Source organism: Solibacillus isronensis (assembly GCF_023715405.1).
Taxonomy (GTDB): Bacteria; Bacillota; Bacilli; order Bacillales_A; family Planococcaceae; genus Solibacillus; species Solibacillus isronensis_B.
Genome location: NZ_JAMBOC010000002.1, coordinates 40036 through 55129 on the forward strand (window position 1 = coordinate 40036; position 15094 = coordinate 55129).

Sequence of the window (15094 nt, forward strand, 5' to 3'; positions counted from 1 at the left end):
CGTCGTCCTCCTTAATTATGCTTCTGTTACTTCTTCAGTATCTTCAATGCCTAATTCAGCTTTAATCCATTCATAACCTTCTGCTTCCAAGCGTTGTGCTAATTCAGCACCACCTGATTTTACAACTTTACCTTGCATCATTACGTGAACATGGTCAGGTGTGATGTAGTTTAATAAACGTTGGTAGTGAGTGATCATTAAGCAGCCGAAACCTTCGCCGCGCATTTCGTTAATACCTTTTGAAACTACTTTTAATGCATCGATATCTAAACCAGAGTCGATTTCATCTAAAATACCGAATGTTGGTTTGATCATCATCATTTGTAAAATTTCGTTACGTTTTTTCTCACCGCCAGAGAAACCTTCGTTTAAGTAACGTTGAGACATTTCTTCAGGCATTTCTAAGAATTCCATTGTTTTATCTAATTCACGGATGAATTTCATTAATGAGATTTCTTGTCCTTCTTCACGACGAGCGTTAATTGCTGAACGTAAGAAGTCCGCGTTTGTTACACCAGGAATTTCTGATGGGTATTGCATAGCAAGGAATAAACCTGCTTGGGCACGCTCATCAACTTCCATTTCTAATACATTTTCACCATCAAGGTAGATTTCGCCTGATGTTACTTCATATTTTGGGTGACCCATAATTGCAGAAGCTAATGTCGATTTACCAGTACCGTTAGGACCCATGATCGCATGTACTTCGTTTGTATTGATAGTTAGATTTACACCTTTTAAAATCTCTTTTCCGTCGATTGCAACGTGAAGATCTTTAATTTCTAATGTTGACATTAAATTACCTCCAAATATTCATTTGCATACTTTTTGTACGCCAAATTAAGTTCATTACCAATCTTACCCGAAATGAATGTGGGTTGCAAATAGTTTAGAATGATTTTAATTAAAAAATATCTATCATTCTTGTAAAACACTTTACTGCGGTTTATTTCTACTATTTAAACAGTAATAATTTAGCTTTTCATTTTTTCAATAGCAATCATTTAATTGAGAATCAATTTCACTTATTCAAATGATTGATTCTATATTTTCTCAAAAATATTTAAAGTTGGATTATAACTTAAAAACGCCATTTTTCTCCGGGAGAAAAATGACGTTTTTTGCTGTGAGTAAAAATTGATTTCCATTCCAAGACGCTTTCCGCGGGCACAGCCTGAGCCTGTAGTCTCAGGCATCGTGCTTTTCCCGCTGGAGTCGCCCTCCATTCCAATCAATTTTATTAAAATATCCGTTCTTACTATCCTATTAACTTTTAACTAACATTTCATTTAAATAATAATGAACACTTGCGGCAACTCCGCGTCCTTCTTTGATTGCCCATACGACAAGGCTTTGCCCTCGGCGTGCGTCACCTGCAGCAAAAACGCCCGGAATATTTGTTTCGTAGTCTTTAACCGATGCACGGATACGGTTATTCGTTAGTTCTACTCCGAAATGTTCTGGTGTTTCTTTTTCAGCACCTTCAAAGCCGATTGCAACAAATACATGCTGTGCCGGCCATACTTTCTCAGTACCATGCAACTCTTTAAAGTAGTGGAAGCCATCCTCGCCTAGAATTTTTTCCATTTGGATAGTATGAAGCTCTTTTACATTACCCTTACTATCTTTCTCTATTTTCGTAGTTTGAATACAATATTCTCGCGGATCACGACCAAATTTTGCATCTGCTTCGGCATAAGCATAATCCATTGTATAAATGTTCGGATCTTTTGGCCACATTGTTTCATCTGTACGTGTTGTGGCTTGTTGCGGATGTTTCCCAAATTGGTAGACAGATCGGCATTTTTGGCGGAGTGCTGTTGCTACACAGTCAGCACCTGTATCCCCGCCGCCAATTACGATGACATCCTTCCCTTCCACATTTAACGCCTGATTATCCGCAAAGTCTGAATCCAGCAGGCTTTTCGTAACATCCGTTAAATAGTCCATCGCTAAATGAATATTGCCTGCATCTCTTCCTTCTAAATGAAGAATTCTTTGTTTTTGTGCTCCTGTACATAAAATTACAGCATCGAAATCAGCTTGTAATTGTTCCTTCGTTATATCTTTTCCGATTTCCGTGTTTGCAACGAAATCGATTCCTTCCACTGAGAGTAAATGAATTCGACGTTCAATCACATCTTTTTCAAGCTTCATATTCGGGATTCCGTACATTAATAACCCGCCAAATCTATCGGAACGTTCGAACACCGTCACGGAATGACCTAGTTGGTTCAGTTGGTCTGCTGCCGCTAAACCTGCAGGACCCGAGCCGACAATCGCCACTTTAAAGCCCGTACGCGATGCAGGGATACGTGGTGTAATCCAGCCATTTTCAAATCCTTTATCAATGATCGTACGTTCAATCGATTTAATCGCGACAGCCGGATCCGTAATGGCAAGTGTGCACGACCCTTCACATGGAGCAGGACAGACACGGCCAGTAAATTCAGGGAAATTATTCGTCATGTGCAAACGTTCCAACGCTTCCTGCCATTTCCCTTTATATACTAAGTCATTCCATTCAGGGATGACATTTTGAATCGGACACCCTGCTGCAGTACCGCGAATTTCAATTCCCATATGACAAAATGGCGTTCCACAATCCATACAGCGCGCACCTTGTGTCTGTAATTTTTCATCAGATAGCCTGCTTGTATATTCACCCCAATTTGAAAGACGCTCTAGTGGTCGTTGCTCCTGAACTTTCTCCCGTTTAAATTCCATAAAACCCGTTGCTTTTCCCATGCTAGAAACCCCCTCTTATTTTGTGCTCACAAGCTTCTTCTGACTAGTCGTCACTTCCGTAAATGCCTGCATTGCTGCATCGTCTTTTGTAGAACCGGTTGCAGTGTAATTTTTTATTTTATCTACCATTATTTTATAATCCGTTGGTACAACTTTAACGAACTTCGGAACGAACTGCTCCCACTTCGCTAACACATCCAATGCGTAGGAACTATCCGTTTCTTCCAAATGCTGAATAATTAATTGTCGAACAGATTCTATCTCCGCTTTGTCTGTCAGTTTTTCAAAATGGATCATTTCCATATTGCATTGTGATTTGAACTTTTCCTCTTCACTCGGCAGAATATAGCCGATTCCTCCAGACATTCCGGCACCAAAGTTTTGACCGACATCCCCTAATATAACGATCTTACCGCCAGTCATATACTCACACCCGTGATCTCCAATTCCTTCAACAACGATTTCAGCACCTGAATTACGAACACCGAATCGATGCCCTGCACGCCCGTTAATAAAGGCTTTACCACTCGTTGCCCCGTATAAACAAACATTTCCGGCGATGACGTTTTTCTCCTGTTCGCCTTTAATCGGTGCGATGGCTGTCACTTTTCCTCCAGACAAACCTTTACCGAAGTAATCATTAACATCTCCGACTACGCGCATCGACATTCCTCTAGGGATAAATGCGCCGAAGCTTTGACCAGCATGGCCTGTAAACGTTAAGTTGATTGTATTATCAGGTAATCCTGCTTCCCCGTATTTGCGGGAAATTTCACTGCCGACAATTGTTCCCATTACACGGTCTGTATTTTTAATCGGGTAGTTTAATTCAATTCGTTCATTTCCTTCTATTGCCTTTGAAACTTGCGGCAATAACTCGCGTAAATCAAAGCTTCCCTCTATATTATGGTTTTGCTGATGATGCTTCGTGCGTGTTCCTTGGATTTGATGAAGCAGGGCCGTTAAATCAAGCTGGCTTGCTTTCCAATGTTTTGCCGTGCGATCTGAAATTTGCAGTACATCTGTACGACCGACCATCTCTTCCACAGTACGGAATCCTAAAATACTCATATATTCACGCATTTCTTCCGCAACAAAACGCATATAATTGACAACATGATCAGCTGAACCCATAAATTTAGCACGGAGTTCCGGATTTTGTGTTGCTACACCTACCGGACAAGTATCCAAATGACAGGCACGCATCATGACACAACCTAAAACGATTAACGGTGCTGTCGCAAAACCAAATTCCTCTGCTCCTAAAAGTGCTGCCATTACGACATCTTTCCCCGTCATGAGCTTGCCGTCCGTTTCCAGTGTCACTCGGTCGCGCAGTCCATTGAGCATCAATGTTTGGTGCGCTTCCGCTAAACCGAGCTCCCACGGTAAGCCTGTATGCTTAATCGATGTTTTCGGCGATGCCCCTGTACCGCCATCATAGCCTGAAATGACGATGACATCTGCCGCCCCTTTAGCAACACCTGCAGCAATTGTACCAACACCCGCTTTAGCTACGAGCTTTACAGAAATTCTTGCATGACGGTTTGCATTTTTTAAATCGTGAATTAACTGTGCCATATCCTCGATTGAGTAAATATCGTGATGCGGCGGCGGTGAAATTAACCCTACCCCAGGAGTAGAACCACGTACATCCGCTACCCATGGATATACTTTATTGCCTGGCAGCTGGCCGCCTTCTCCCGGTTTGGCTCCTTGCGCCATTTTAATTTGCAGTTCATCGGCATTTACTAAATAATGCGATTTCACCCCAAAACGTCCTGATGCAATTTGTTTAATTGCACTGCGCTTGTTGTCACCATTCGGCTCGATTGTAAAACGGGCCGGATCTTCCCCACCCTCACCAGAGTTCGAACGTGCACCTAGACGGTTCATCGCTACCGCTAATGTTTCGTGCGCTTCTTTCGATAACGAACCAAACGACATAGCCCCTGATTTAAAACGTTTCACGATGGAATCCACTGACTCGATTTCTTCCATCGGGATTCGGCGTTCATTCTTTTTAAAGTCGAATAAATTACGTAAAAATCCGATTCGTTCTTCATTGGCCATTTCCGCATACATCCGGTACAAACCAAAATCATTTTTACGTGTAGCCCACTGGAGTGTATGGATTGTTTTCGGATTGAACGCATGATGCTCTCCATCTGCACGCCATTGGAAATCTGAACCTGAATGCAATTGTTCTGACACTGATTGCATTGCTTCCTCATGGCGGCGTCTCGCTTCTTCACCGATTGTTTTTAAGTCGATCCCGTCAATTTGCGAAGCCGTACCTGTAAAGTATTCGTCAATCACTTCTTTTGAAATTCCGACTGCCTCAAACACTTGGGCACCACGATAAGATTGAACTGTTGAAATTCCCATCTTCGACATCACTTTAACGACACCATCTGCTGCTCCCTTTCGGAATTTTTGAACTGCTTTTTCAAACGGTACAGATAGATGACCCTTTTCAATTGCCTCATCAATCGTTGCATATGCTAAGTACGGGTGAATGGCATCAACACCGAAGCCGATTAGTGCAACAAAATGATGAACTTCCCGAACTTCCGCACTGCTAACGATAATGCTGGCCTTCGTACGTAAACCGATTCGCACTAAATATTGATGGATTGTACTTGCTGCCAGAAGAACAGGCATCGTTAACTGCTTAGCGTCATCCATATAGTCAGACAGTACAATAATTGTCTTGCCGCCAAAAATAGCCGCTTCCGCTTCCGTTTTGATTCGGTTAAGTTCACTTTCTAAATTTTCCGTAAATTTCAGCGAGATTTCTGCTACTTCAAAATGTTCTTCGTTATTATTTACGATTTGCTCATATTCTGCAGTCGTTAATACCGGTGTTTTCAGCAGGAGGCGACGTGCATTTTGCGCATTCGGCTGTAATAAATCACCTTCCGCTCCAAGCAATGTCATTGTCGATGTCACGACATGTTCCCGAATGGAATCAATCGGCGGGTTTGTCACTTGTGCAAATAGCTGCTTAAAGTAATTAAATAATGATTGCGGTCTATCTGACAGAACAGCTAATGGTGTATCATTCCCCATCGAACCAAGCGGATCTTTTCCGTCATTTGCAAGAGGTACAATATATTTTTGTACATCCTCAAATGTGTAACCGTGAATTTTCTGGCGTAATGTCAGATCATTTATTTCAGGTAACTGCTCTTCCTTCACTTCGAGTTTGATCATATTTTCTTCCAGCCATGCTGCATAAGGTTTTTCTGCTGCTACTTCGGATTTCAGCTCCGCATCCGAAATAATTTTTCCTTGTTCTAAATCAATTAACAGCATGCGGCTTGGGCTTAATCGGTCTTTGTAAAGAATGTCTTCCTCAGCGTAATCGACTACCCCAGTTTCAGACGAGAAAATAACATGATCATCTTTTGTCACATAAAGTCTTCCTGGCCGCAAACCGTTACGGTCCAGAATTGCCCCGATCTGTTTGCCGTCCGTGAAACAAATAGCAGTCGGTCCATCCCATGGCTCCATTAAGCTTGCATGAAATTGATAAAACGCTTTACGATCTTCATCAATGCGCGGGTTTTCTGTCCATGGCTCCGGAATCATCATCATCGCCGTCTCTGCAGGTGAACGTCCAGCTAATACAAAAAATTCAAAGGCGTTATCAAGCATCGAGGAATCTGAACCCGTTGTATCAATAATCGGTAATAACTTTTCAAGGTCATCCCCAAACGCTTCAGATACGAACTGTTGCTCACGTGCACGCATCCAGTTAATATTGCCGCGCAATGTGTTAATCTCCCCATTATGGATAATATAGCGGTTCGGATGGGCCCGTTTCCATGATGGGAATGTATTCGTTGAGTAACGTGAATGCACGAGTGCCAATGCAGATACAAAGTTTTCGTCCTGCAGATCCACATAAAATTCACTTACCTCTTCTGGTGAGAGCAAACCTTTAAAAACAATTGTCTGACTAGAAAGACTTGGAATATACAATTCGAATTGTTGCTCCGTAGCCCAATGTTCGAGCTGTTTGCGGATGACATACAATTTTCGTTCGAACGCCTTATTGTCGTTTTCGTTTGAGCGAATAAATACTTGGCGAACTACCGGTGCAGTCGATTTAGCAATCTCACTTAAATTTTCCTTATTTGTCGGAGCAGTTCTCCAACCAATCAGTTGCTGATTTTCCTGTTCAATTAATTCGTTCATCTTTTGTTCAATTTTTAGGCGTTCGTTTTCATTCTCTGTGAAAAAAATTTGGCCAACACCATATTCACCCATTTCAGGTAAATTAAGATCCGTACAGTTTTGTTGAAAGAAAGCATGTGGGATTTGAACTAACAGCCCTGCCCCATCACCTGTCTTGCCGTCCCCGCCGCGTCCTGCACGGTGTTCTAAGCGACATAACATTTCCAATCCTTTTTCTACAATCTGATGTGAAGGTATTCCTTTTATATTTGCATACATGCCGATTCCGCATGCGTCATGTTCAAATTCAGGATTATATAACCCTTGTGCTTCTGGTAACTGATGAAAACTCATATTCATTCCCCCTCATTCTTTCAATCCCGTATTTACATTTTAAAGTTTTCGAAATAATATAAACAATATATAGTTTGGATATAAACAATCTACTTTTTAGATGAATGGGGTGGGAATTGTGGAATTAAGACAGTTACGTTACTTTGTAGAGGTGGCAGAACGGGAGCATATTTCTGAAGCAGCGGAGCATTTACACGTTGCCCAGTCTGCAATCAGCAGGCAAATTGCCAACTTGGAAGAAGAACTCGGCACACCGCTTTTTGAACGAATTGGGCGTAACGTAAAGCTGACGCCGGTCGGGAAGATTTTTTTGGAACATTGTATTTCCGCACTCAAGGGAATTGATTTTGCTGCAAAGCAGGTAGAAGAATATTTAGACCCGGCAAAAGGGACAATTAAAATAGGTTTTCCTACAAGTTTGGCAAGCTATGTATTGCCGACCGTCATTTCGGCATTTAAAAAAGAATACCCGGAAATTTCTTTCCATTTGCGCCAAGGATCCTATAAGTATTTGATTGATGCGGTCAAAAATCGCGAGCTGAATTTAGCTTTGCTTGGACCATTACCACCAAAAGACGAAGCAATCAATACAACCGTGCTGTTTAGTGAAAACATCCATGCTTTATTGCCTGCAACACATCCACTAGCAAAAAAAGATTCGATTAACCTTGTCGATTTGCGTAATGACCAATTTGTACTTTTTCCGGAAGGCTATATTTTAAATAAAGTGGCTGTTGATGCATGCCGCTCTGTAGGCTTTATGCCGAATATCACTACCGAGGGAGAAGATATGGATGCTTTAAAAGGGCTTGTGGCAGCAGGAATCGGTGTGACACTTTTACCGGAAAGTTCACTTTACGATTCAACACCGCGCATGACTGTCAAAGTGCCGATTGCCATTCCTAATATAAGACGCACAGTCGGCATCATTGCACCAACAGCAAGAGATCTTGCTCCATCCGAAGAAGTATTCGTCAAATTTATATCCAACTTTTATTCACGATTAACACGATTCCAATAAAATGCATTTGGACAGAAAAAAATTTTTATTGGATAAGGAGATACCCCTTATTTAAGAAAAGGCTATTTTATGTCCAGAAAAAAAACCATTTTCTCCCCGAAGAGAGAAAATGGTTTTTTGATCATTTTATTCGCCTGAAACAGGTACTACAGAGCCGCCCCACTCTTCAACGATAAAGTCTTGTACTTCTTTTGAGCGTAATGCATCTACTAATGCTTTAATTTCTTTTGAATCTTCATCACCAGATTTTACTGCAATAATGTTTACATATGGTGATTCACTAGACTCGATTGCGATTGAATCTTCCAATGGGTTAATACCGTTATCGATTGCGAAGTTTGAGTTGATTAACACCGCATCGCCTTCTTCATTTTCATACATTTGCACTAATAATTCAGCTGCTGTGTTTGCATCGAATTCGAAGTTTTTCGGATTATCTACGATGTCTTTTATTTCTGCTTTTGTTTTATCAATACCTTCTGCTAATGTAATTAAACCTTGTGCTTCAAGTAATGAAAGCATACGTCCATGGTCTGCCACTGAGTTAGAAAGTAAAATCGTTGCACCTTCAGGAAGTTCTTCTAAAGATGAATATTTTTTAGAGTAAATACCAATCGGCTCGATGTGAATACCGCCAGCATTTGCAAAGTCATAATCGAAATCCGCTTTTTGAGCTTCGAAGTATGGGATGTGCTGGAAGTAGTTTGCATCTAAATCACCGTTATTTAAATCTTGGTTTGGAAGAACATAGTCTGTATAAGTTGCAATTTCTAGCTCAATACCCTGTTCCTCTAAAATTGGCTTAACTTTTTCAAGGATAACTGCGTGTGGTGTATTTGACGCACCAACTACTAATTTTTCATCTTCTCCGCCACATGCTGCTAAAGCAAGTACTGAAGCTCCTAAAATAACGCTTGATAATAATTTCTTCATTTGTTTTACCTACCCTTTTTTTAGTTTGTTCAGTTTATCGAAACCTTTTTTATATTCTGATTATTTCCCTTATAGACGCGCACTTTTTTAAAGTTTGCGTCCATATTGTTTCGATGCACCATTATTTATAATTACGGCCTTTTATGAGCCACTAACTATCGTTTGTCCACTCTTGCTGTAATGAAGTCCCCAATAAATTGGATAATGAATACTACAACTAAAATTAAAACAGTTGCCATTAATGTCACATCTGTTCGGTTACGCTGAAAACCATCAAGGAATGCCAGGTTACCTAAACCACCCGCACCGATAATGCCGGCCATTGCTGTATATCCTACTAAAGCTACCGCAGTAACAGTAATACCAGAAATTAATGCCGGTAAGCTTTCCGGGATCAGCACTTTCCAAATAATCGTAGAAGTTTTCGCTCCCATTGAGCGGGCTGCTTCAATGACACCTTTATCAATTTCTCTTAATGCTATTAATACCATGCGCGCATAAAACGGTGCTGCCCCAATAATTAGCGCAGGTAATGCTGCATTGGCGCCACGGATTGTTCCAAGTAAAAACTTAGTAAATGGAATTAATAAAATGATTAAGACGATAAATGGAATCGAGCGGAAAATATTCACGAGTGACCCTGTCAAAAAGTGTACAATTTTATTTGCCCATAATTGATTGTCGCTCGTTAAAAATAAGACAATACCAATTAGAAGTCCTAGTATAAATGTGATGACTGTCGCAACAGCCGTCATATAAATTGTTTCATATGTTGCTTCGAGCATTTTACCCCAATCTACGTTCGGAAATAATTGATTAAACATGCTCAATCACCTCCGCCTGAATTTCTTGCTTTGCTAAAAAGCTTAATGCTTCCGCGACTGCTTTTGGCTCGCCATCGATATGAATAAACAATGTACCAAACGAACCGCCCGTTGTATTTGAGATTTTGCCATGCACTATATTAACAACTACGTCAAATTGCTTAATCATTTGTGAGATGACAGGCTGTTCTGTCGTTGCCGCTGCAAATGTTAATTTAGCGATTTTGCCTTCTGGATAATTGGCTAAAATCTGTTCCAGTGATGCTTGCGTTTCCTGTGTTTCACCAGAAGCCTGTGATACGAAGTTTTTCGTAATTGGTGCTTGAGGATGCTGGAACACTTGCAATACATCTCCCTGTTCCACTACTTTACCGGCTTCCATTACCGCTACTCTGTTACAGATTTTGCGAATAACATGCATTTCATGTGTAATGAGTACAATTGTAAGTCCGATGTTTTTATTAATATCGAGCAGTAATTCCAAAATTGAATCCGTTGTTTCCGGATCAAGCGCTGAAGTCGCTTCATCACATAAAAGTACTTCCGGGTTGTTCGCCAACGCTCGTGCAATGCCGACACGCTGCTTTTGACCGCCTGACAATTGTGAAGGATACGCTTTCCCTCTTCCTTTTAAACCTACGAGTTCAATCAGCTCTTCTACTCGCTTTTCACGATCAGCTTTTGAAACGCCTGCAATTTCAAGTGGAAATGCAATGTTTTCTTCAACTGTACGTGACCAGAGCAGATTGAAGTGCTGGAAAATCATACTTATTTTTTGGCGTGCTTCTCGTAATTTTGCCCCGGAAGCTTTTGCAATATCCTGGCCGCCTACAATGACAGAACCTGTTGTTGGCTTTTCCAAACCGTTCAGCAGGCGGATCATCGTACTTTTACCGGCACCACTGTAGCCGATAATTCCGTATATTTCACCTTTGTTAATCGATAGGCTTACATTATCAACTGCTGTAAGTTTACCGTTTTTCGTGTTATACACTTTTGTAATATTTTGTATATCAATCATCGGTTGTACTCCTTCTAAATTGAAATAACCTTCCTGCTATTTCAAAATCATGTTCTATTCTCATTCAAAACCTCCGTTGAATGAAAAAAACCTTTCTACCAAGACAAGTAGAAAGGTTTCACATACATTTATACGGTAAACCGTTCTCTCATCTTTCAAAGTTTAAACTTTGTGTGAATTGGCACCTTTGCGTAAACGCTGGTTGCCGGGCTTCATAGGGCACTTCCCTCCACCTCTCTTTATAAGAGCAACGTTATTAAGTTTTATTATTATGAATGTTACTTTATCACGACAAAGTGACTACGTCAATTACTTTTTTAATATTTCATACAAAAACGGTACGGATTTAAATGCATAAATTTTATTCGTTAGTTCCCCGTTGTCTGAAACGATTAAACAAGGTACACTTTCAATTTTCAATTCATATGGTAAATCCCCTAAATAATTGATATTTGCCATACCAAGCGGAAGATCTGGGAGTAATTTCTCAATTACTTCCAACATTTTTTCCGACACTTCACAAGTGCCGCACATAGGCGTATATAAGAAAAACGCTGTCTGATCATACTGTTGTACGTTCTGTTCCCATTGCTGTTTCGTCCATTGTTCCATTATACTGTCATCCTTCTTTTACTAAAAATTTTGCCTGTAGTAAAATATCCCTTAAGATTTTAGTAGGTGTTTTTTCTACTTCTACATATTCATGAGGTATGATAAGCTGTGTCGCTTCGGGATATGCACGGTTCATCAGTTTACGTAACTTCTCACCGTTTTTATCTGCATCAAACATAGTGATAATTTCATCTTGCTCATATTCTTCCAATAAATCAATCAAATTGACTTCACTTATTGTGCCATTTGTACAAATAATTGTCACGTCCTCAGCTAATATCGGGATTAATCTCAATTTATCGGCACGTCCTTCTACAACAATGCATCTTCCCATATAACACGCTTCCTTTCATTCGACACCTTTATATATAGAATAACAAAAAAACACTAAAACCTTTATATAGAAGGCTTTAGTGTTTCATATTATTGTTCGATTAATGCAGTGTAAGCATCTGCGTCTAATAACTCGTCTACTTCTGCTTCACTTGTTAACTCAACAGTAACCATCCATGCATTACCGTATGGTGATTCATTTACATATTCAGGATTGTCCAGTAATTCTTCGTTGATTGCAACAACTTTACCAGAAAGTGGTGCATATAGTTCAGAAACTGTTTTAACAGATTCTACACTACCGAAAGGCTGATCCCTTGAAATTTCATCGCCTACTTCAGGTAACTCTACGAATACGATATCGCCTAGTTCAGACTGTGCGAAATCCGTAATACCGATTGTCGCTTTACCGTCTTCAATTTTAACCCACTCATGCTCTTTTGAATAACGTAATTCTTTAGGTGTGCTCATTCGAAAACCTCCATGTTATATGTAGTACATTCAAGTTCATTTTGCCATATTTCGTTCGGAAATACAATGTGAATAACTGTTTATTTCCAAGTTTCTAAGAAGTCAGACTCCTTAAATCCTAAAGTTAATTTTTTACCATCTGTAACGATTGGTCGCTTAATTAACATACCATCCGATGCTAATAGCTCTAATTGCTCATCCTCGGACATTGTCGGTAATTTATCTTTTAGGCCTAATTCACGATATTTCATGCCAGATGTATTAAAGAATTTCTTCAGCGGCACTCCACTAGCTTCGTAAATTGCTTTAAGTTCCTCTTTAGATGGTGTCTGCTCTACAATATGAATATTTTCATAGTCCACACCTTGCTCATCTAGCCATTTTTGCGCTTTTTTACAAGTTGTACATTTCGGATATTGGATGAATTTTACTGTCATGTAAGTACTCCTTTTTGCCCTGGATTTTCCTATATTGTAACGGATATAGAAGGACAAATCAAAAATGTGTTCGCACTATCGGAGTTTTACTGGTTATGGTTGTTGTTAGAAGATGTGCAAAAATATTAGAACATGCCCGACGTATTTTAGAAGAACGGCTTCACTTCACTTATTAGAAACTTTGGGTGACATAATAGAAGATAGGAAACTTATATTAGAAGTTCCCATGTATATTAGACATTTTGAAATTATATTAGAACATTTTACATTTTATTAGAAAACCCATAGAAAAACCGGGTGCATTGTAAACACCCGGTTACCGTCTTTATTAAACTACATATTTTTCTGCTTCGATTAGTTTCGCTGCAGCTTCACGTTTTTTCGGAATTAAGTTGTAAGGGTTGTTACGCGTTAATTTACGTAATGCTGATAAAATCATACGTGCATCGTCACCTTCAACTGAAGCGATTAATGTTTCTTTTGCTTCTTTTTCGATTTCTGCGAATGCTTCCTGACAGAAAATTTGAGTGTAAAGAATTTTTTGTGCTGCTTTTTCTTCTCCGTCACGCTCGATTGCTTTTTGTGTACGGATTACTGCAGATTCCATTGCGTATAATTGGTTCGCAATGTTTGCGATGTTTACTAACAGCTCTTGTTCCGCATCCAGTTTTGCACCGTAGCGTTGTGCTGCTGCACCTGCTGCAAGTACTGCAATCTTCTTGGCATTTTTCACTAAATATTTCTCTTGCTCTAAAGCACCTTGGCCGATTTCTTCAGGCATAAGCATTAATAGCTCGTTTTGCAGTTCTTGCGCAACTTGTAATAGTGGTAACTCACCTTTTAATGCTTTTTTCATAAATGTGCCCGGTACGATCATACGGTTAATTTCGTTTGTACCTTCGAAAATACGGTTAATACGAGAGTCGCGGTAAATGCGTTCTACTTCGTACTCAGCCATAAAGCCGTAACCACCGTGTAACTGAACCGCTTCATCCGCTACGAAATCCAATGTTTCAGAACCGAATACTTTTGCGATCGAGCACTCAATAGCATATTCAGCGATTGCTGCTGCAACTGATTTGCCGTCTTTTTGCTCTTCATCAGATAACTGGCTTAAACGGTCTTCGAAATAACCAACTGTACGATAGTTTAAAGATTCAGATGCATAAATGTGAGAAGCCATTGATGCGATTTTTTCTTTCGTTAAGTTGAAATCCGATAATTTTGTTTTGAATTGCTGACGTTGGTTCGTATAAGCAACTGCTAATTCAAATGCACGTTTTGATGCACCTACAGTACCTACTCCTAATTTATAACGTCCGATATTTAAAATGTTGAATGCAATAATATGACCGCGGCCTACTTCACCTAGTAAGTTTTCTACAGGCACTTCTGCATCTTCTAAAATTAATGTACGAGTTGAAGATGATTTAATCCCCATTTTCTTCTCTTCCGGACCTACAGAAACACCTGGGAATGAACGCTCTACGATGAATGCAGTGAATTTATCGCCATCGATTTTTGCGTATACAACGAATACATCTGCAAAGCCTGCATTTGTAATCCATTGTTTTTCACCATTTAATACGTAATGTGTGCCAGCTTCATTTAACTTAGCTGTTGTTTTAGCGCCTAATGCATCCGAACCTGAACCTGGCTCTGTTAATGCATATGCTGCGATTAATGCACCTGAAGCTAACTTCGGTAAGTACTTCGTTTTTTGCTCATGGTTACCGAATAATACGATTGGTAATGAACCGATCCCTACATGGGCACCGTGCGTGATTGAGAAACCGCCAGCCGGTGACATTTTTTCTGCGATTAATGCAGAAGAAATTTTGTCTAAGCCTAGCCCTTCATATTCTTCAGGTACGTCAGCTGCTAGTAAACCTAAATCACCTGCTGTTTTTAATAGACGTACAGAGTGATCGAACTCATGGTGCTCTAAGTTTTCAACTACCGGTAATACTTCGTTCGTTACATATTCCTGTGTCGTTTGAGCAATCATTTTTTGCTCGTCTGTGAAATCTTCCGGTGTAATTACTCGGTTAATATCCACGTCCTCGATTAAAAAGCCGCCACCTTTAATAATGCTGTTTGTTGTTTGTGCCATTATAAATTCCTCCCTAGTTTCCTTTGTGATTTTTATTGTATTGTT

Annotated in this window: 12 protein-coding genes and 1 riboswitch; of the genes, 1 reads left to right on the forward strand and 11 read right to left on the reverse strand. The window is 40.0% G+C overall.

The window, feature by feature from the left end; translation table 11 throughout:
* Positions 1-15 precede the first annotated feature (15 nt).
* From sufC to gltB, 3 genes are all read right to left on the reverse strand, one after another.
* On the reverse strand, positions 16-795 hold the full coding sequence (sufC, locus tag M3166_RS12020; protein ID WP_251690089.1) for a Fe-S cluster assembly ATPase SufC: 780 nt from the start codon (positions 793-795) through the stop codon (positions 16-18).
* Positions 796-1266: 471 nt separating this feature from the next.
* Positions 1267-2748, reverse strand: coding sequence for a glutamate synthase small subunit (gene gltD, locus M3166_RS12025; RefSeq protein ID WP_251690090.1), 1482 nt, complete (start codon positions 2746-2748; stop codon positions 1267-1269).
* Positions 2749-2763: 15 nt separating this feature from the next.
* On the reverse strand, positions 2764-7284 hold the full coding sequence (gltB, locus tag M3166_RS12030) for a glutamate synthase large subunit (RefSeq protein WP_251690091.1): 4521 nt from the start codon (positions 7282-7284) through the stop codon (positions 2764-2766).
* 118 nt (positions 7285-7402) lie between these two features.
* On the opposite strand from gltB, the gene M3166_RS12035 reads away from it, so the two are divergent.
* Positions 7403-8305: a LysR family transcriptional regulator gene (locus tag M3166_RS12035; RefSeq protein ID WP_251690092.1), complete on the forward strand. Its 903-nt coding sequence runs from the start codon at positions 7403-7405 to the stop codon at positions 8303-8305.
* Positions 8306-8431: 126 nt separating this feature from the next.
* Here M3166_RS12035 and M3166_RS12040 read toward each other — a convergent pair whose 3' ends face one another.
* The 8 genes from M3166_RS12040 to M3166_RS12075 all read right to left on the reverse strand — a co-directional run bounded on the left by M3166_RS12040 (position 8432) and on the right by M3166_RS12075 (position 15049).
* A complete protein-coding gene (locus M3166_RS12040; RefSeq protein WP_251690093.1) occupies positions 8432-9238 on the reverse strand; it encodes a MetQ/NlpA family ABC transporter substrate-binding protein in 807 nt (268 codons plus the stop codon).
* A 155-nt stretch (positions 9239-9393) separates the two neighbouring features.
* Positions 9394-10062, reverse strand: coding sequence for a methionine ABC transporter permease (locus tag M3166_RS12045; RefSeq protein ID WP_251690094.1), 669 nt, complete (start codon positions 10060-10062; stop codon positions 9394-9396).
* Positions 10055-11083 carry a methionine ABC transporter ATP-binding protein gene (locus M3166_RS12050; RefSeq protein ID WP_008408682.1) on the reverse strand — a complete coding sequence of 343 codons (1029 nt, stop codon included), beginning with the start codon at positions 11081-11083 and terminating at the stop codon, positions 10055-10057. The genes M3166_RS12045 and M3166_RS12050 overlap by 8 nt, the downstream gene beginning before the upstream one ends.
* A 145-nt stretch (positions 11084-11228) precedes the next feature.
* Positions 11229-11331: riboswitch (SAM riboswitch) on the reverse strand.
* A gap of 61 nt (positions 11332-11392) precedes the next feature.
* Positions 11393-11695, reverse strand: a complete 303-nt coding sequence (locus M3166_RS12055; protein WP_065216306.1) for a thioredoxin family protein — start codon at positions 11693-11695, stop codon at positions 11393-11395.
* A 7-nt stretch (positions 11696-11702) separates the two neighbouring features.
* Positions 11703-12029: a toprim domain-containing protein gene (locus M3166_RS12060; RefSeq protein ID WP_251690095.1), complete on the reverse strand. Its 327-nt coding sequence runs from the start codon at positions 12027-12029 to the stop codon at positions 11703-11705.
* Between the two features lie 89 nt (positions 12030-12118).
* Complete coding sequence (gene gcvH / locus M3166_RS12065) at positions 12119-12499, reverse strand: glycine cleavage system protein GcvH (RefSeq protein ID WP_251690096.1); 381 nt, start codon at positions 12497-12499, stop codon at positions 12119-12121.
* 80 nt (positions 12500-12579) lie between these two features.
* Complete coding sequence (locus tag M3166_RS12070; protein WP_251690097.1) at positions 12580-12936, reverse strand: arsenate reductase family protein; 357 nt, start codon at positions 12934-12936, stop codon at positions 12580-12582.
* Between the two features lie 328 nt (positions 12937-13264).
* A complete protein-coding gene (locus M3166_RS12075; protein ID WP_251690098.1) occupies positions 13265-15049 on the reverse strand; it encodes an acyl-CoA dehydrogenase family protein in 1785 nt (594 codons plus the stop codon).
* Positions 15050-15094: the final 45 nt, after the last annotated feature.

What these genes read in the sequence shown, in the direction of transcription:
- M3166_RS12045 (WP_251690094.1), bottom strand. Translation starts at nt 10,062, where the DNA reads ATGTTTAATCAATTATTTCCGAACGTAGATTGGGGTAAAATGCTCGAA.
- gltD (WP_251690090.1), bottom strand. Translation starts at nt 2,748, where the DNA reads ATGGGAAAAGCAACGGGTTTTATGGAATTTAAACGGGAGAAAGTTCAG.
- gcvH (WP_251690096.1), bottom strand. Translation starts at nt 12,499, where the DNA reads ATGAGCACACCTAAAGAATTACGTTATTCAAAAGAGCATGAGTGGGTT.
- M3166_RS12070 (WP_251690097.1), bottom strand. Translation starts at nt 12,936, where the DNA reads ATGACAGTAAAATTCATCCAATATCCGAAATGTACAACTTGTAAAAAA.
- M3166_RS12050 (WP_008408682.1), bottom strand. Translation starts at nt 11,083, where the DNA reads ATGATTGATATACAAAATATTACAAAAGTGTATAACACGAAAAACGGT.
- gltB (WP_251690091.1), bottom strand. Translation starts at nt 7,284, where the DNA reads ATGAGTTTTCATCAGTTACCAGAAGCACAAGGGTTATATAATCCTGAA.
- M3166_RS12055 (WP_065216306.1), bottom strand. Translation starts at nt 11,695, where the DNA reads ATGGAACAATGGACGAAACAGCAATGGGAACAGAACGTACAACAGTAT.
- M3166_RS12075 (WP_251690098.1), bottom strand. Translation starts at nt 15,049, where the DNA reads ATGGCACAAACAACAAACAGCATTATTAAAGGTGGCGGCTTTTTAATC.
- sufC (WP_251690089.1), bottom strand. Translation starts at nt 795, where the DNA reads ATGTCAACATTAGAAATTAAAGATCTTCACGTTGCAATCGACGGAAAA.
- M3166_RS12060 (WP_251690095.1), bottom strand. Translation starts at nt 12,029, where the DNA reads ATGGGAAGATGCATTGTTGTAGAAGGACGTGCCGATAAATTGAGATTA.
- M3166_RS12040 (WP_251690093.1), bottom strand. Translation starts at nt 9,238, where the DNA reads ATGAAGAAATTATTATCAAGCGTTATTTTAGGAGCTTCAGTACTTGCT.